Raw genomic sequence first — 18810 nt, 5'->3', positions numbered from 1 at the left:
TAAATTTAACAAAAGATGAAATTAATTGTATCTATATTACTGACAGCATTATTGAGTTTTGCACTGAGCCTTTATTTGCCGTGGTGGATCATTGCGGTTGCAGCTTTTGCGGTTGCTGCCGCCATTCATCAGGCGCCCTGGAAAGCATTCCTGTCTGGCTTCCTGGCTTTGTTCCTGCTTTGGACAATCATGGCCTGGTGGATCAGTGCGGCAAACAACAATATTCTTGCGGAAAAGATCTCGATGGTGATTCTGAAAAAGGATAATCCTGTTATGCTGATGTTGGTAACTGGTTTAATTGGCGGATTGGTAGCGGGCTTTGCTGCACTGTCGGGCAGTCTGGCCAGGAAGCTATAATCTATTATGCAGAAAATATTTTTATTAGTCGCGGCACTTATATTTTTCTCTGCCGCATATGCCGGAACCATTACTGGTTATGTAAGGGATGAAAAAGGGAAGCCGCTTTCCTATGCCTCCGTGTACGTGAAAAACGGGCGGCAGGGGACTACAAGCGGCGTAAACGGCTACTACCAGTTATCTCTTCCACCCGGACAATACATATTGGTTGCGCAGCATGTGGGATATGCCAGAAAGGAACGGACGGTTGAATTGTCTGACGCAGCTGTTATGGTGGAATTTGTCCTGGCTTTACAACAGTCGTCACTGGCCGAAGTGGTGGTTAAGGCTGGTGCCGAAGATCCTGCTTATTCCATTATCCGTAACGCAATCAAAAAAAGAAAGGACCACCTGGAGGAACTGGCCAATTTCAGTTGCGAAGTTTATACCAAGGAGCAATTACAGTTACGTGATTTCCCCAAAAAGTTTATGGGGCAAAAGGTGGATTTTGAAGACGGCGATACCAGCAAGAGAAAAATTCTTTACCTGTCAGAAACAGTATCAAAGTATTCAAGAAAGCCACCTGATAAGGATAAACTGGAAGTGTTATCTACCAGGGTAAGCGGTAACAGCAATTCATTTGGCCTTAGCCTGCCACGTATTATAAATTTTTACCAGAATAATATTCTCGCGGAAGGAATCAGCCCGCGGGGATTCATCTCGCCCATATCCAATAATGCGTTGAGCTATTACCGTTACAGGTTTGACGGCAGTTTCTGGGAAGACGGGGTGGAGGTGAACCGTATCCAGGTGATTCCAAAAAGGAAATATGAGCCATTGTTTTCCGGCTATATCATGATCACTGAAAATAGCTGGCGTATTCACAGCCTGCAGCTTGAACTGCTGAAATCATCCCAGATGGAAATCCTGGATACGCTCCGGATAGAACAGTTGTATGCGCCTTTCGACAATAACACCTGGGTGATCCGAAACCAGGTCCTTTATCCTGCCATAAAGATGTTTGGTTTCGATGCCACGGGCAGTTCAGTTACGGTTTATTCAAAGTTTAACCTGGAACCGGATTTCGCACCAAAGTATTTCAATAACACGGTGATGAAATACCATGAAGGGTCCAATAAAAAGACAGTTGATTATTGGGATTCAATCCGGCCATTACCGCTGCAGCCGGAGGAGATCCTGGATTACAGGAGAAAGGATAGCCTTGAGCAGGCCAGAAAGGATCCGCGTTATCTAGATTCACTGGACCGGCTCCGCAACAGGATCAGCATTACAGGGTTGTTGCTTACAGGTGAAACCATCAGCAGACAGAAAAAAAGAACCATTATCGGCATCAATCCACTGATCCGGACGGTAAGTTTTAATACTGTTGAAGGGCTTTCTGCAGGATTGTCCGGAACCTGGACCAAAAGACCGGACAGCAACAATGTTAACAAGGTCCTTGTGCTGCAACCCGCTATCCGTTATGGATTCAGTAATGGCCACCTCAATGCAAAACTATCCGGATCGTATTCATTTGGCAATAAATACCCGTCGGTTTTTTCAGTTTCTGCAGGTAAATATGTTTTCCAGTTTAATAATGACGCACCGGTAGGGCCGTTGATGAATACTTTCTCATCACTTTTGAGGGAAAACAATCACCTTAAATTATACGAGGCCTGGTTCGGCAAACTCGGTTTCCGCAAGGAACTCAATAATGGTTTCAGGGTGTCGGCAGGAATAGCATTCCAGGACAGGATGCCGGTAGCCAATAGTACCGATTACAGTTGGCGTAATTACAAGGATCGGAGTTATACGCCCAATTATCCAACTGATTTATTGACGGCTCCCATGGAAAGGCACCAGGCCCTGTCATGGAATATTGGCCTTAACTGGAAACCCGGTCAGCGCTATGTGGAATTTCCCGACAGGAAGATGAATCTCGGTTCAAAATACCCGGAATTTCATATTGGCCTGACCAATGGGGTACGGGGGCTTTTCGGAAGTGATGTGGACTACCTGAAATGGGAAACCGGCATTCGGGATGACCTTAATTTTAAACTGGGGGGGATGTTTCAGTATAATTTCCAGGTGGGTGGATTTTTGTCTGACAATTCCGTTGGTGTGCCAGATTTAAAGCATTTCAATGGCAATAGGATGCTGCTTGCTACTCCCTACCTGAATAGTTTCCAGGCATTGCCTTATTACCGGTACAGTAATTCCGGAGGTTTCTGGGCAGAGGGTCATGCGGAGCATCATTTTAACGGAATGCTGACCAATAAGATACCCGGGTTCCGGCAACTTAACTGGTTCCTGGTGGGAGGTGCCAATGCACTTTGGCTTGATGGCAACCGGCACTATGGGGAGGTCTTTATCGGGCTGGAAAATATCCTGAAAGTATTCCGCACCGATGTGGTATGGACTTTTGACCAGGGCCGGATCCGGGGTGCGTTCGTCCGCCTATCCCTGCGTGGTTTGCTTGATGGGGCTGATTAACCAAACTTTTCTTTAAATTTGCGCCTCGTTACACGAAATTTTGTTCACCAGGCAAGTGTCCTTAAAATTTCCTAAAGATGGCAGTATTACACAACCGCGTCTCCCAGGAGGAGCTGAAGAAACGTTTAATGGAAGAAACCGAACCCCGGACTACCATTTCTTTTTACCAGTATTTTTTTATTGAAGATCCCCAGGTTTTCAGGGACGAGCTTTACCGCAACCTGGATGCCCTGAAGGTTTTTGGCCGGATTTATGTGGCCAATGAAGGTATTAATGCGCAGATCAGCGTGCCTTCGGGCAATTTTGAGGCATTAAAAGCCTATCTCTATTCCATTGAACCCCTCAATGGATTAAGACTGAATATTGCGGTGGATGATGATGGAAAATCTTTTTGGGTATTGAAAATTAAAGTGCGTGAAAAGATCGTTGCGGACGGCATTGATGATCCGGCTTTTGACATGAGGAATAAGGGCCGGTATGTGAATGCGGAAGAATTTAACAAACTGACAGATGATCCCGATACCATTGTGATTGATATGCGGAATTATTATGAGTACGAAGTAGGTCATTTTGAAAGGGCGATTGAAGTGCCCAGTGACACCTTCCGGGAGCAGCTACCCATGGCCGTTGAAATGATGAAGGATAAGAAGGAAAAGAACATCATCATGTATTGTACTGGTGGTATCCGGTGTGAAAAAGCGAGTGCATACATGTTGCACCAGGGGTTCAGGAATGTATTCCATCTCGAGGGTGGCATCATCAACTATGCCAACAAGGCTATGGAACTGGGTTTGCCGAATAAATTCAGAGGAAAAAATTTTGTATTTGACAATCGTTTGGGTGAACGTATCAGTGATGAAGTGATTGCGCATTGCCACCAGTGTGGTGAGCCCGCAGATACTCATACCAACTGTGCGAATGAAGGGTGTCATCTCCTGTTTATACAGTGTAAAAAATGCGCTGAAAAATATGAAGGTTGTTGTTCTGATGAATGCCTTGAAGTGAAGCGCATGCCGGAAGAACAACAGAAAGAATTACGCAAGGGAATAGTAAAAGATCAGAATATTTTTAACAAATCCCGGGCAAGATTAAGGCCCCGTTTAAAAAGCGTTCAATAAGGTTGAACAGAATCTTGAAAAGCAGTCGCAGTAAAGCTTTCATGTAAATATTTAACATTTATTTCGGGGGCAAAATACCCTTTACCGCTGGTGTAATTCTGCTTGTTCTACGAAAGGTTTAGTAGTACCTTCAGGTCATGAAAGAAAACAATATCTGTCAACCTGAAACCTTTCGTTATGAAAAAGAATTTAGCAAGCTTCACAAAAGGGTATCTGATCCCTGGAATGATCTCACTTAGTATTTTTTGTCTTCCCGTTCATGTATTTGCAAATGGTTCAACCATCAAAGGATCCTCCAGTCCAGTAATTGCAAAAGACGGTTCCTATGTTCCAGCCAACGCATTCGCCGTGGCCATGCTGGATCCGAAATTTCTTAAAAAATTTGAAAAAGCATTTCCATCCGCTTCCGGTTTAAAATGGTACGAAGATGGCCGGGTTACCCGATTGTTTTTCAAGGATGCTGGTAAAACAGTAAGGGCTGTAGTCAGGAAAAACGGCGACCTGGAAAGCATGATCAGTTATTACAATGCCGCCTTATTACCTGATAATATTGGCGATGGTATCCGAAAAGAATACAAAGGCTATCGCCTGACCCAGGTAACTGAGGTGGAGTATGCCGACAGGAAAGCCTATTTGGTTCAGTTAGAAGGCATTGACGACTGGCTGAAGGTAAAATGGCTCGATGGTGATATCACCCTTGAAGAGCGTTACGAGTATTCCCATTAATTTTTTCCCTCTTTTCACCCGTCGGGTGCCACCCGACGGGTGAAATTTTATCCAGGAGTAGAAATCTGTGGTTAAACGGATTATGCAAGTATTCCATTTGCTGCATGCTGGCTGTAAACCAGTATTCTGATCAACCTGTGTTACTGCCGTAACAGGAACTTCGGTTCACCACCAGCCTGATGGAAAACCTGCTCCAATTGGCAAAAAGTCAGATGCAGGTTGCTTTTGCAGAACCCGAAGTGCTGAATTCGGGGCTAGTGACTGTGGAGGCGATGGGCTAATGGCGGTTTACAGGCATCCGGCAAAGCCGTCCAGATTGATAAAATTTGTCTCACCAGCATTTTGCCCGGGCAGAAAGGGAAAAGGCCAATGTGGCCCTTTGCAATCTGGTATCGGATGGCCTGAAATTCAGACCCGAACAAGGCCTGGTCCAGTTTGGTGCCCGAGAACACGACCTACATATGGAAATTAATATCAAGGATGACCGGGCGGGAATAAGCCAGGCTACCCTGGGTAAACTGGAGAATAACCCATTTTATTCCACCCAATGAACTGTCAATGGGCAGGGCACTGGACTGGGCCTGGTGCTATGCCGGGAATTCCTGTACCGAAATGAGGGCAGACTTTCCATAAAATCCGGGGGAGGGATAGGGAAGCTGAATGCTGACCAATCTTTGAACGGTGTTCACCCGTCGGGTGCCACCCGACGGGTGGAAAATTGCGCTAACTTTGCCGGTCCGGGGGAATGAACCCCCTCCGGAGGATGAAATAATATGAAACTTTTCCCCGAATCGGCGGTCGTTCAACTGGAATTTGAGAAAATCAGGACCCTGCTGGAACAACATTGTAAAACTGAATATTCACGCCTGAAGGCGCGGGAACTTCGCATACATACCCGCTTATCCTTCATCGAAACGGAGCTCAGGCAGAGCCATGAATTCCGGCAGTTGCTGCAGAACGCTGTTTATTTTCCCAATGATTTTGTTCTGAACCTGTCAAAGGAACTTAAACTGCTGGGCATCCCCGGGGCGGTATTGAGTGGAGAACAATTCGTCCATATCAGAAAACTCGCCGAAAATATCCAGAGCATCTTCAGGTGGTTCGATAATGAACGCCGGCTGGCTTATGCCGGGCTGGCACAAGTCATCGAAGGAACCTATTATGAGAAGACCATCCAGGAGATGATCAATGAAGTACTTGATGAAACCGGCACTGTCATGGATCATGCATCGGAGGACCTTCGGAGGATCAGGGTCAGCCTGTATAAAAAAAGAGCCGATCTGCGCAGGGTTTTCGAAAGGGTGGTGGCCAAACTGAACAAACAGGGTTATCTCGCAGATATTGAAGAATCCTTCCTGAATGGTCGCCGTGTACTGGCTGTTTTTGCCGAACAGAAGAGAATGATCAAAGGCATCCTGCACGGTGAAAGTGACAGCCGTAAAACCGCATTCATTGAACCGGAGGAAACCATAGAGCTGAACAATGAAGTATATTCACTCGAAAACGAGGAGAGTCGCGAAGTATATCGTATTCTTCGCACCCTGACCTCCCAACTGGCAGTTTATGCCGAACTGTTGAAAACATACCTAGACATCAGCGGGGAATATGATTTTATCCGGGCCAAGGCGCGCCTGGCACAGGATTATAACGGGGAGTACCCGGTGGTGGTGGACAAAGCACATATTCACCTGGTTAATGCCTATCATCCGCTGCTGTATATCTATAATAAAAGGGCGCAGAAACCAACTATCCCGGTAACATTAACGCTGGATGACAAAAACAGGATACTGGTCATCAGTGGTCCCAATGCCGGCGGTAAAACTGTTACCATGAAAACGGTGGGACTGAACCAGATGATGGTACAAAGCGGATTGCTGGTGCCTGTACACCCGTCTTCGGTATTTGGAATTTTCAAGCAATTGATGATTCATATCGGCGATACCCAAAGCCTTGAATTTGAACTCAGCACCTACAGCTCGCACCTCAAGAACATGAAGCATTTCATGGAAACAGCGAATGGGAAAACCCTATTCTTCATTGATGAGTTGGGCAGTGGATCGGATCCCAGTCTGGGTGGTGCTTTTGCCGAAGTGATCATGGAAGAGCTGGCGCGAAAACACGCGATGGGAATAGTAACCACGCACTACCTGAACCTGAAGGTCATGGCCAATAAAACGCCGGGTATCATCAACGGTGCGATGGCCTTTGATGAGGAGAACCTGTTACCTATGTACAAGCTGATCATCGGCAAGCCCGGAAGCTCCTATACATTTTCCATAGCTGAAAGAATCGGGCTGGATAAAAGGCTGATCCACCGGGCCCGCCAGATGGTGGATGAGGATCATTTCAGGCTCGATAAATTATTGAACCGTACGGAACAGGACCTGCGTGAACTGGAAAAGAAAGAAAAGGAGCTGAACAAACTGCTGAAGGAAAATGAGCGGTTGAAAAAGGAGATGGAGCAGGTGATGGACAAAGAGAAGCACCGGCAGCAGGTGGAAATCCTGCAGCATCAAAATAAGATCACCGAGGAGCGGATGACCCAGCTCAAGGATATGGACCGCAAGATGAAACAGATCCTGATCGAGTGGAAAAAAACGGATGACAAACAAAAAGTGATGAAAGAAATGTTCGCGCTGCTGTTTAAGAAAGACGAGAAGCAGGTGGTGAACAAGCTGCAGAAAAAAATCGACTCGAAATTTGATGAAATAGGCGGCGATATCCAGGTTGGCGTGAAGGTAAAAATGAAACGTAATCACCAGGTTGGTGAAGTGATCGAACTCCGGGGCAAACGCGCCGTTGTTAAAATCGGCTTACTCCCGATGCAGGTGGATGTGAAGGACCTGGTGGTCGTTAAGGAGAAAGAAGTGAAAAGCGAGGGGTAAGAAGGAAGGAAGATTTCTCTTCCTGCCTTCTCACTCAATTCTAAGAATGTATATAAGTCTGAAGGTGCGAAATCGTTTCTGCCTGGTTGGCGATCACCGCTTTGATGACATCATTTACCGAAATAATGCCCACCAGGTAACTCTGGTCAAATACCGGCAGGTAACGGATATTGTTAACTGACATCAGTTGCATGCATTCTTCGATGGAACTGTCGGGACTGATCCTTGGCAGGTCTGTTGACATGATATCCGAAACTTTGGTGTCTGTGGACGATTTGCCCTTCAAAATCACTTTTCTCGCATAATCACGCTCTGTCATCAAGCCCTGGTATTTATCGTTATCATCAGTAACCAGGATTGAGCCGATATTATTATCGCTCATGATTTTCAATGCGTCCAACACGGTAGTGCCGGGTACCACGCTCACCATGTGCCGGTTTTTGCGTGCGAGTATGTCTGCTACTTTTTGCATACAGAAGCTTTAGGATTAAACCTTAAGTTACATATTTATTCCCATAATGTGAAAAGTACACAGTTCTTATCTTTAGCCCCTGAACCGACAAAAGACAACTGATGAATGTAGAGAAGCAACGACTGAATGATCCGCACTGGAAAAAATGGGGCCCCTATGTTTCTGACCGCCAATGGGGTACGGTCAGGGAGGATTACAGTGAAGATGGAAATACCTGGGATTCGGTATCTTATGATATAGCGAGAAGTTATGCTTACCGCTGGGGTGAAGATGGCATCGGAGGCATTTCCGATGAGCACCAGCACCTTTGTTTTTCGGTGGCCGTCTGGAATAAAAAAGACCCATGGGTCAAGGAGCGGTTATTCGGGCTCACCGGACCGCGGGGAAATCATGGTGAAGATGTGAAGGAACTGTATTATTATCTGGACAGTTCCCCTACGCACTCGTACATGAAAATGTTGTACAAATACCCCCAGCAGGCATTTCCATATGATCAGCTGTATGCTGAAAATGATAAGCGCTCACGCGAAGACCCCGAATATGAACTGGTGGATACCGGCATATTTGACAAGGGCGATTATTTTGATGTTTTTATAGAATACGCAAAAGCCGGCCCTACTGACATCCTTATAAAAATTTCGGTTGCCAACCGGCACAAGGAAGCTGCCCCCCTTTCATTACTGCCAACCATCTGGTTTCGAAATACCTGGTCCTGGGGGCGCGATGATTACAGGCCTGAAATGCATGCAGAAGGATCACACAATATAAGTATCCATCACCAGCGCATTGGCCATTATCACCTGTACTGTAATGGAAATCCCGAATTGCTATTCTGTGAAAACGATACCAACACAAAAAGGTTGAATGGAAAACGAGGGATACAGCCTGTGGCAAAGGATGGTATTAATGATTATATCGTCAACAAAAAACGGACAGTTCTCAATAAATCAAAAAGTGGTACAAAAGCCGCAGCACATTACAACCTTTCCATTGGCGCCGGGGAAACCGTTACCGTTCAATTGCGATTGAGCAAGGAGGCACTGGATTATCCCTTTCATGACTACGATGCTATTTTCTGGCAGCGTATCGCAGAAACCGATGAATTTTATGCAGAAAAACAGCGGGTAGTATTATCGCACGAGGACCGGATGATCCAGCGGCAGGCATTTGCCGGCATGCTTTGGAGTAAACAATACTATTATTATGACGTGGACCAGTGGCTGAACGGAGATCCCAAAAAGCCGGCGCCCTTTCATCGAAGCTGGGGGCGGAACCACGACTGGGGGCACCTCAACAATGCCGATATCATTTCCATGCCCGATAAATGGGAATACCCCTGGTATGCTGCCTGGGACCTGGCATTTCATTGTATTCCTCTGGCCTTTCTGGATGCGGGTTTTGCAAAAAACCAGCTGATGCTGCTGACCAAAGAATGGTATATGCATCCGAACGGGCAGTTCCCGGCATATGAATGGAATCTTGGGGATGTGAACCCACCGGTTCATGCCTGGGCAACCTGGCGCGTATATGAGATAGACAAGATCAACAACGGAGGCAAGGGTGATTTACAGTTCCTGGAGAGCGTGTACCATAAATTGCTGCTGAATTTTACGTGGTGGGTTAACCGAAAGGATCACGATGGTAACAATATTTTCCAGGGAGGATTCCTCGGCCTTGATAATATCGGAGTATTTGACCGTAGTGCGCCATTACCCGGCGGAGGACACCTGGAGCAAAGCGATGGTACCAGCTGGATGGCTATGTATTGCCTCAATATGCTGCGTATTTCCCTGGAGCTGGCTACCCACAATCATGTGTATGCGGACATGGCTACCAAGTTCTTCGAGCATTTTGTATATATCGCAAAAGCCATGAACAGTTTTGGCGAAAAAGGAACCGGCCTCTGGGATGAACAGGACCAGTTTTATTATGATATTTTCAAAAAGCCTGATGGAACAGAACATAAGCTGAGAGTGCGTTCCATGGTGGGCATCATCCCCCTGTTTGCTGTGGAAGTGATTGACCACAGCCTGTTCGAACAGATCCCGGAATTTGTACAAAGGCTGGAATGGTTCCTCAAACATAAATCTGCCTACTCTTCAGTAATCTCCGAATGGCAGAGCACGCTGTCGGAGTCCAAACACCTGATGTCGTTGATACGGGAGGACAAACTGATTGCCATTCTCAAACGCCTGTTGGATGAAACTGAATTTCTTAGTGATTATGGAATCAGGGCATTGTCAAAATACCATGAAGACAAGCCTTTCGAAATTGAAGTGGAAGGAAATCGCTTTGGGGTGAAATACCTTCCAGGAGAGTCAGACAGCAGTATGTTCGGCGGCAATTCAAACTGGCGTGGGCCAATCTGGCTCCCACTGAATTATCTGCTGATCGAATCCCTCCAGCGATATCACTATTACTACGGTGATGAACTGAAAGTGGAATATCCGACGGGCAGCGGACATTTTCTGACGCTTGATGAAGTAGCTGAAGAAATATCCCGGCGACTGCTTAAAATATTCCGGGCGGATGAAGATGGTACAAGGCCTGTCTATGGAAATTATAATCTTCTCCAGAAAGATCCGTATTTCAAAGATTATATCCTGTTCTTTGAATACTTTAACGGTGACGATGGAAAGGGAATTGGAGCAGCGCACCAGACAGGATGGACCGGATTGGTGACCAAATTATTACACCCGCGACATACAGGCAAATGATGAAAATAAAATCTGAAATATTGTTCCGGATATTGGTGTCGGCAGCCTGGTTTTTATTGTTTTTACCGGCTGGCATAGTTGCCCAGAAGCGGCCATCAGCAAGGGAACTGGGGCTGGCGATTGGTGTATTGCCAACCGGTAAATGGAATGCCATTACGGATGTATCCGGTATAAAGGTTGGGCACAGCACCCTGTTAAAAGGCGATTCGGTTCGGACAGGCGTAACAGTTATATTGCCCCATGATGGAAATCTTTTCCAACAGAAAGTGCCGGCAGCCATTTATACTGGTAACGGATTTGGCAAGCTGGCTGGCAGTACACAGGTGCAGGAACTGGGCAATCTTGAATCTCCCGTAGTATTGACCAATACCATGAATGTGGCAACAGCAATGGAGGCGGTGATAACGCATACTATCGCGCAACCGGGTAATGAAAACGTAATGTCGGTAAACGCGCTGGTAGGGGAAACCAATGATGGCTGGCTGAATGATATCCGAGGCCGGCACGTAACGCAACATGATGTACTGGATGCCATAAAAAACGCAACAGGCGGGCCGGTGCCTGAAGGAAGTTTGGGTGCAGGTACTGGAACTGTTTGTTTTGGATTCAAGGGTGGGATAGGAACCGCTTCGCGCAAGCTGCCTGTGGATTTGGGCGGTTACACGGTGGGGGTGTTGGTACAATCAAATTTCGGAGGGGTTTTACAGGTAGATGGTGTTCCGGTAGGCGAAGAACTGAAAAAGTTTTCCTTCAGCAATGAATTGCTCAACAATGTGGACGGCTCCTGCATGATGGTGGTGGCAACCGATGCCCCATTGGATAGCAGGAACCTGCATCGGCTGGCCAAAAGGGCGTTCATGGGCCTTGCAAAAACCGGTGGCATCGCCTCCAATGGAAGTGGCGATTATGTGATCGCATTCTCCACCTATAAGGGTAATATTGTGCCACACAATACTGCTGCCACGGAACTGCAAATGACAGTATTGCACAACGATGAAATGTCACCATTGTTCATGGCGGCCATTGAAGCAACAGAAGAAGCCATTATCAATTCATTATTGAAAGCGGAAACAGTTAAAGGGTTTAAGGAACATACGGCGGAAGCCCTTCCCCTGCCACAACTCAGGGATATTCTGAAAAAATACAATGCCATCAAAAAATGAATAAAACATACGCACTGATCAACCAGCAACTGGTTCCATACCAGGATGCCATGATGCACATCTCAGACCTTTCTGTGCAACGCGGTTATGGAATTTTTGATTTCTTTAAGACCATTGGAGGGAAACCACTTTTCCTGGATGATCACCTAGACAGGTTTTGTCATTCAGCCCAGCGCATGCATCTTGATCCGGGTTGTTCCACACATGAACTGAGGGCAATGCTGGAAGTTCTAATGGTCAAAAACAACCTGCCTGATTCCGGTATACGCATCACACTAACTGGCGGGTATTCAACCGATGGCTATACCATCTCGAAACCCAATCTGTTGATCACCCAGCAAGCTTTGCAACTGGAACGAACGGTGCAGGAAGGTGGGATTCGCCTGATTACGTACGAACATCAACGGCAGTTGCCTGATGTGAAAACCATCGACTACCTGATGGCTGTCTGGCTGCAGCCCGCCATTAAATCACATGGTGCGGATGATGTATTATACCATAGCAACGGACTGGTAACGGAGTGTCCGAGGTCTAATTTTTTTATGGTCACGAAAAAAGGCGAGGTGGTTACAGGTGCCAGTAATGTGCTGAAAGGAGTAACGCGCAAACAATTATTGCAACTGGCTTCGCATGAATTTGAAACTGTTGAAAGGGATTTCACCCTGGATGAATTGATGCAGGCAAGTGAAGCTTTCGTTTCCAGTACCACCAAACTGGTATTGCCGGTTACCGAAATCAATGGCATCCGGATCGGCAATGGAAGTTGCGGTCCCATTACCAGGAGGATGCATGAGTTATTCAGTGAACTGAGTTATGGAGGGAAATAAATAAGATGAACCGGATTGACCGCCTGACAGCCATTCTTATTCAGCTGCAATCGCGCCGGATTGTGAAGGCGCAGGATATTGCAGACCGATATGATATCAGTTTGCGTACGGTATATCGCGACATCCGGGCGCTGGAAGAAAGCGGGGTGCCGATTCTTGGCGAGGCAGGCGTAGGTTATTCCCTGATGGAAGGGTACCGGCTTCCACCAGTGATGTTTACCCGTGAGGAAGCCCTGGCATTCCTCACCGCTGAGAAACTGGTGGAAAAGCTGACCGACCCTACGAATAGCCGGAATTTCCGCTCTGCCATGGACAAGGTAAGGGCTGTATTGCGGACTACAGAAAAGGACCTGCTCGAACATATTGATGATCATATTGAAGTGCTGAACGGCCATCATTTTCAGCTGACCAATGCCGACCTCAATCTACACCAGTCCATTTTACGAGGCATTGCCGAAAACAAGGTGCTTCGCCTGAAATATTTCTCTTCCTATAAACAGGAAAAAACGGAACGCAGCATTGAGCCCGTGGGGATCTTCTACCTGGGTTCTCACTGGCATCTGGTTGCATGGTGCCGGATGCGAAAGGATTACCGCGACTTTCGGCTCGACCGGATCGCCGGACTAACCATTACTGATGAGGTTTTTGTTCCCGGTCATCCATCCCTTAAAGCTTACCTGAAAGAATATTTTAAGGAAAAGGAACTAACGGAAGTGGTGTTGCATGTTCAGAAAGAAAAGGCAGCCTATCTTGGCGACCAGAAATATTTCAATGGTCTGGTTTCTGAGAAAGACCTTGGTAATGCCATTGAAATGGTATTTATGGCACCATCCCTTGAGGGCATGGCCCGCTGGTACATGATGATCTGCGATATCGCTGAAATCCGCCTTCCTGCAGCATTGAAGTCGCGGGTGAAAGAGCTCTCCAGGTTTTTAGGTGTCTGACATGTGAGGTTTCAGGCATCTGACGTTTGTGTCCGGGGAATTCCGTAATCCTACACGTCAGATTCTGGAAGACGTTCCGGGAAAGGCGTCTGACGTTTGGATCCACGGTATTCATAAATGCTAAACGTTAGACGCCTGGAACCCAAGGCGTCTGAAGTTGGGATCCACGAAATTCCGTAATGCTAAACGTCAGACGCCTTAAACATGTCAGACACCCAGGGTCAACTGCACTGCCGGCTGGAAATTCCAGGGACGGAAGGGGCGGGGTGTATCGGAGCTGATTTCAAATACCGGGGTTTCTTCGAAGCGGGAGGCCACGACAATTTTGCAGGAATCTGCATGCGGACTGAACATTTCCTCCACCAGTCTGGGACAGTTGTTGTTTTTGGATAAATGCCCCAGGAGCAGGTGGCTCATAAAGGGAGGCTTGTAGCGGCTGACAAGTTCCAGTGCCTCACGGTTGGAGAGGTGACCATTGCCACCGCTGATACGTTTTTTCAAATGCCAGGGATAGCTGCCTTCCTGTAGCATCTTCTCATCATAATTAGCTTCCAGTATGGCGGCATGGCATTGGCGGAAATGATGCACTACCTGTTCGCAGGTTTTCCCGATATCAGTGAAAATGCCAATATTCAGGGAGCCATTGCTTACCACAAAACTTTGAGGATCGTCTGCATCATGGAATTTTGGGAAAGCGGTGATTGCGAGCTGACCTATCCTGACTGCGGTATGAGGCTCAAGATCCTTCACCAGTGCGGGATCCAGGCTTAGCTTGCTGGAAGACCAGGTTCTCCTGTTGATATACACAGGCAATCCGTATTTTTTTGCCAGGACCTGCAATCCATTGATGTGGTCGGAATGTTCATGGGAAATAAAAACAGCCCTCATTTTTTCAATAGCCAGTCCCAAACGTTTCATGCGCTTCTCCGTTTCACGGCAGGAGATGCCGGCATCAATCAGTATGGCGTCCTCACCCGTACCAATGTAATAACAGTTGCCGTTGCTGCCCGAATTCAGTGAACTTATGAAGATTGACATGTGATTCGCCCGCAAATTAAGCATCTTCGAACGGATAACGGAGGCCAATCTGGTCGCGTACGGTTTTCATGATTTCCTGGATACGGTTGCTGGCTTCAAAGCTAACCACCTCGCTTTCGGTCTTTCCGGCAAGGATCCGGTCATTGGCATGTTGCATTTCAAAAATAAACCCACGAGAAACCCGGTCATCCCTGAATTCTTCCACCAATTGCCCTTCATCATTATATATTCCAGCCTTACCCGCCTTCCAGAACTCGGGAATTTCAATTCGCCCACCGGTTCCAAAGAGGCAGGCTTTATTATTCATCCGGGTTACAATGGAAGCATAAAGTGTGGCGGATACATCACCGTATTCCAGCAAAATACCCACTCTTTCATCCACACCGGTACTCGTAAGGCTGCCGCTGGCAGTGATGGAATCAGGTTTTCTGCCCATATAAAAATCCGTAAAAGCAATCGGGTAGATGCCAATATCCAACAGGGCTCCGCCAGCCAGTTGAGGATTGTAGAGGCGGCCTTCGGGTTTAAATTCAGATGGAAAACTGAAGTCGGCCTGGATGACTTTCAATTCCCCTATGCGCCCCTGCTGCACCCATTCCCGGGCACGGATAATGGCAGGCAGGAACCAGGTCCACATCGCTTCCATCAGGAAAACTTTGTTTTCCCTGGCAGCCGCAGCAAGTTCCCTGAATTGCCGGTCATTTACCGTTACAGGCTTTTCACATAGAACAGCTTTACCGTTACGGATGCATTGCAGGCTCTGTTCCAAATGAAAATTATGCGTGGTGGCAATGTAAACAGCGTCAATTTCCCTGCTATGGTATAATTCTTCGTAGTCCATTGCCTGCGGGATATGGTGTTCAATGGCAAACTGCTGCGCTTTGGATTTGTCGCGTGCAGCAACAGCCACCAGTTCTGCATTTTGCATGAAGGGAAAATCAAGAACAAATGCCTTTGCAATATTTCCTGCTCCCAGGATGGCCCAGCGGACCTTTTTATTTTGTGTCATAGGTCCAGTGTAAAATGTCTTACTGATCCAACGGTAACCAATAGCTGCCCGGTATGCCGCATTGTATGCTCAGCAGCATGAAACAACAGGCCTATTTCAGTAGTGGGTATTTTTTTCCTGCCGATAAATCTCTCAGTAGTGGCAGTGCCAGGTTGAAATTTTTTCAATTCCCTGATGGCCTGGTCAACCCGCTCATTCAGCTTTTTCACCAGCACTGGAAGAGTAAGTCCATCTTTTTTAACGCCTTCCTCTTTCAGGTAGGCCATCTGTTCCTCACTCAGCGTTTGCCCATTGGCGTAAGTAAACAACCTGTCGATTACCCCCACTATATGCTGTAAGTGAAAAGCAACAGATGCCATTTCATGAAGCGGTATCCACAAGTGTGATTCGGGGAAATCCGAAACCACTGCATTGATCTCATCCCTTGCCTGCAAAAGGGCATGTGCTACTGGCTGTAGTTCCGGGATAACTCCATCAACGGGACCCCGTTGCCACCATTCCGGCTCTGAAGGTTTTGTATGTTTTTGCATGATTCAAATCTATGAATTACTTCCTGCCAAATGGACGTCCCGGGCTTCAAAAAACAGACCCGGGTAGATGACTGCCGGATCAGCGCATGGATACCTTCAGCACATACATATCTGCAGTGATATAAAGCGTTTTGTCATCATCGGCCAGGGCGCAATTGGATGTCTGAACTGGAATCCTGATCTTACCAAGCAGTTTTGCATTGCGGTCGAAGATCCAGACTCCGCCAGGACCGGTAGCGTAGACATTACCCTGTTTGTCAACCTTGAAACCATCGGGTCCACCTTTATCGGTTTTGGCCGCTTCTGTAGCGTCATACCAGATCCTGCCATTAATAAGGGAGTCGTTGGGTGCTAAGTCAAAAGCATACCAGACGGCATTTTCACTGTCAGAATTGGCCACCAGGAGGGTTTGTTCACCGGGGAAAAAGCCGATTCCGTTCGGTCTTGAAATGGAATCCACCAATAGGGTAACCTTGCCATTCGCGGCCACCCTGTAAACACCCTGGTAAGGAGCTGCCTTGGTGCTGTCGTTTATGTAGTTTTCGAGTCCGTATGGCGGATCAGTAAAATAAATATCGCCATTGCTCCGCATTACTGCATCATTGGGACTATCAAATGCCAGGCCATTATAGTTGTCGGCAATTGTTTTGAAGTCAGGGGCAGGCGCCGAAACCGGGGCATTCATTTTTGCGATCCTGCGATCACCATGCTGGCATAAAACGAGTTCCCCCTGCAGGTTCAGCAATAAACCATTGGAACCTATTTCGCCACCGCGCGGTTTTTGGCCGGTATAACCGGATGGTTTCAGGTAAACTTCTTTGCCTTTCCCAGGGGTCCATTTATAAATGGTATTAGGCGGTATATCAGAAAAGAGCAGCATTTTTTCTTTTTCGACCCATAAGGGACCCTCACTCCAGTCAAATCCTTCGGCTATGATCTCAACCTTTGCGTCCCTGGACAGGAGGTCATCCAGGGCGGGATCTATCCGTTCAATGCTTCCAATGGTATTCGTTTTCGGGGACTGGCAGGAAAGAAGGCCAGCGATCAGGGCGGATACAAGCTGTACCAAACTGCCAGCTTTATTGTATATTATGGAATCTTTAGATGGCATAACAATCAAATTCTTTTAATGAAATTAAGGGATCTCTAAAAACCATACTATGCATCGCAGAAAATTCCTGAAAATGTCATCAGCGGGAGTATTTGTTGCCACACTGCCGCAGTTGCCTGATTTGACCCGGTATGCCAAATACAGGACTGCCCTTATCGGTACGGGGTGGTGGGGGATGAACATCCTGCGGGAAGCCATAGCTGCGGGCCAGTCAAAAATCGCAGCAATCTGTGATGTGGATGAACAATACCTGCAGGCGGCCGCAGCCGAAATAAACAAATTAAACGGAGACAGACCAAAATCGTACAGTGATTACCGTGAGTTGCTCCAGAAGGAAAAACCTGAGATTGTAATTGTAGCCACACCTGATCACTGGCATCCGCTGATTACCATTGCGGCGCTGGAATCCGGAGCGCATGTGTATGTTGAAAAACCGGTGGGACATACCATCAATGAAGGCAAGGCGATGGTGAAAGCAGCCCGTGCAACAGATCTTGTGGTACAGGTAGGAACGCACAGGAGGGTGTCGCCGCACAATATGTCGGGAATGCAATTCCTGAAATCAGGAAAGGCAGGGAAAATTGGCATGGTAAGGGCTTTCGTTCATTACGGCGGCGGGGCAGGCAAACCGGTGCCTGATTCAGAACCACCCGCCGGACTGGATTGGAACGCCTGGTGTGGCCCAGCCCCATTGAGACCTTATAATTCGGCTATTCATCCCCGTGGTTTCCGGCAGTTTCTTGATTTTGCGAATGGCCAGCTGGGTGACTGGGGGATTCACTGGATGGACCAGATCCTTTGGTGGACGGAAGAAAAAGGTCCGCGCAAAATATTTTCCTCGGCAGCACGCAGGATCCGCACGGACAATACCGACGCGCCCGATACCCAGATCGTGAACTATGAGTTCGAGTCATTCAATGCGGTATGGGAGCACCGGCTCTATGCAGCCAATGAAGCAGAAAAGACCAATGTCGGCTGCTATTTTTACGGTACGGAAGGCACTTTCCATATGGGCTGGCTGGATGGCTGGACCTTTTACCCGGCGAATAAGAACAAACCGGTCATACATGAAAATCCGCAACTGCATACCGGTGACAATCACAATGTGAAAGAACTCTGGGCTGATTTCCTGGACTCCATTGCCACCAAACGGCGACCTGTATGTGATATTGAAACCGGACATCGTTCCACCAATATGAGCCTGCTGGGAATGTTGTCGCAGAAAGCCGGCAGGAGCATTGTATGGGATCCTGAAAAGGAACTGATTTCCGGCGACCAGGATGCAGCCCGGTTTTTGCAGAGGGAATACCGTCCGCCATGGATATATCCCGCCTAAATACCATTCCTCTATATACGTATTATCACGTAGTTGCACCCTAAGCTAACCAGTTAATTTTGTGTCCGAATAAACCCTGTAACCCTGGCAACAATAGGTATTGTA

Annotated in this window: 15 protein-coding genes; 10 read left to right on the top strand and 5 right to left on the bottom strand. The window is 47.3% G+C overall.

Annotated features, from left to right (window positions below; translation table 11 throughout):
• Positions 1–15 precede the first annotated feature (15 nt).
• From BC349_RS02315 to BC349_RS02295, 5 genes are all read left to right on the top strand, one after another.
• The gene (locus BC349_RS02315) at positions 16–357 is read left to right on the top strand and encodes a hypothetical protein (protein ID WP_187255135.1); all 342 of its coding nucleotides are present in this window, start codon (positions 16–18) and stop codon (positions 355–357) included.
• 6 nt (positions 358–363) lie between these two features.
• On the top strand, positions 364–2829 hold the full coding sequence (locus tag BC349_RS02310; protein ID WP_187255134.1) for a DUF5686 and carboxypeptidase regulatory-like domain-containing protein: 2466 nt from the start codon (positions 364–366) through the stop codon (positions 2827–2829).
• A gap of 77 nt (positions 2830–2906) precedes the next feature.
• Positions 2907–3947, top strand: coding sequence for an oxygen-dependent tRNA uridine(34) hydroxylase TrhO (gene trhO / locus BC349_RS02305; protein ID WP_187255133.1), 1041 nt, complete (start codon positions 2907–2909; stop codon positions 3945–3947).
• 177 nt (positions 3948–4124) lie between these two features.
• Positions 4125–4673, top strand: a complete 549-nt coding sequence (locus BC349_RS02300) for a hypothetical protein (RefSeq protein WP_187255132.1) — start codon at positions 4125–4127, stop codon at positions 4671–4673.
• 773 nt (positions 4674–5446) lie between these two features.
• A complete protein-coding gene (locus BC349_RS02295) occupies positions 5447–7558 on the top strand; it encodes an endonuclease MutS2 (protein WP_187255131.1) in 2112 nt (703 codons plus the stop codon).
• A 40-nt stretch (positions 7559–7598) separates the two neighbouring features.
• Here the strand turns inward: BC349_RS02295 and BC349_RS02290 are convergent, their stop codons facing one another.
• Positions 7599–8030, bottom strand: a complete 432-nt coding sequence (locus BC349_RS02290; protein ID WP_187255130.1) for a CBS domain-containing protein — start codon at positions 8028–8030, stop codon at positions 7599–7601.
• Between the two features lie 101 nt (positions 8031–8131).
• On the opposite strand from BC349_RS02290, the gene BC349_RS02285 reads away from it, so the two are divergent.
• The 4 genes from BC349_RS02285 to BC349_RS02270 are packed head-to-tail and all read left to right on the top strand — an operon-like array spanning position 8132 to position 13681.
• The gene (locus tag BC349_RS02285; RefSeq protein ID WP_187255129.1) at positions 8132–10747 is read left to right on the top strand and encodes an MGH1-like glycoside hydrolase domain-containing protein; all 2616 of its coding nucleotides are present in this window, start codon (positions 8132–8134) and stop codon (positions 10745–10747) included.
• Positions 10744–11910, top strand: a complete 1167-nt coding sequence (locus BC349_RS02280; RefSeq protein WP_246456743.1) for a DmpA family aminopeptidase — start codon at positions 10744–10746, stop codon at positions 11908–11910. The genes BC349_RS02285 and BC349_RS02280 overlap by 4 nt, the downstream gene beginning before the upstream one ends.
• Positions 11907–12737: an aminotransferase class IV gene (locus BC349_RS02275; RefSeq protein WP_187255128.1), complete on the top strand. Its 831-nt coding sequence runs from the start codon at positions 11907–11909 to the stop codon at positions 12735–12737. Before BC349_RS02280 ends, BC349_RS02275 begins: the two co-directional genes overlap by 4 nt.
• A 5-nt stretch (positions 12738–12742) precedes the next feature.
• Entirely contained in the window at positions 12743–13681 is a 939-nt protein-coding gene (locus BC349_RS02270; RefSeq protein WP_187255127.1) for a helix-turn-helix transcriptional regulator, read from the top strand.
• Positions 13682–13888: 207 nt separating this feature from the next.
• On the opposite strand, the gene BC349_RS02265 is transcribed toward BC349_RS02270, so the two are convergent.
• The 4 genes from BC349_RS02265 to BC349_RS02250 form a co-directional block, all read right to left on the bottom strand.
• Positions 13889–14719 (bottom strand): MBL fold metallo-hydrolase, encoded by an 831-nt coding sequence (locus BC349_RS02265; RefSeq protein ID WP_187255126.1) that lies wholly within the window; start codon positions 14717–14719, stop codon positions 13889–13891.
• 16 nt (positions 14720–14735) lie between these two features.
• Positions 14736–15728: a Gfo/Idh/MocA family protein gene (locus BC349_RS02260; RefSeq protein ID WP_187255125.1), complete on the bottom strand. Its 993-nt coding sequence runs from the start codon at positions 15726–15728 to the stop codon at positions 14736–14738.
• Complete coding sequence (locus tag BC349_RS02255; RefSeq protein ID WP_187255124.1) at positions 15725–16258, bottom strand: DinB family protein; 534 nt, start codon at positions 16256–16258, stop codon at positions 15725–15727. Before BC349_RS02255 ends, BC349_RS02260 begins: the two co-directional genes overlap by 4 nt.
• 79 nt (positions 16259–16337) lie before the next feature.
• On the bottom strand, positions 16338–17369 hold the full coding sequence (locus BC349_RS02250; RefSeq protein WP_187255123.1) for an SMP-30/gluconolactonase/LRE family protein: 1032 nt from the start codon (positions 17367–17369) through the stop codon (positions 16338–16340).
• Positions 17370–17418: 49 nt separating this feature from the next.
• Here BC349_RS02250 and BC349_RS02245 point away from each other — a divergent pair, with 49 nt between their 5' ends.
• Positions 17419–18705 (top strand): Gfo/Idh/MocA family protein, encoded by a 1287-nt coding sequence (locus tag BC349_RS02245; RefSeq protein ID WP_187255122.1) that lies wholly within the window; start codon positions 17419–17421, stop codon positions 18703–18705.
• Positions 18706–18810: the final 105 nt, after the last annotated feature.

The sequence above is a fragment of the Flavihumibacter stibioxidans genome (genome assembly GCF_014332695.1).
In the GTDB taxonomy this organism is placed as follows: domain Bacteria; phylum Bacteroidota; class Bacteroidia; order Chitinophagales; family Chitinophagaceae; genus Flavihumibacter; species Flavihumibacter stibioxidans.
This window is presented reverse-complemented; position numbering and strand designations above follow the sequence as displayed.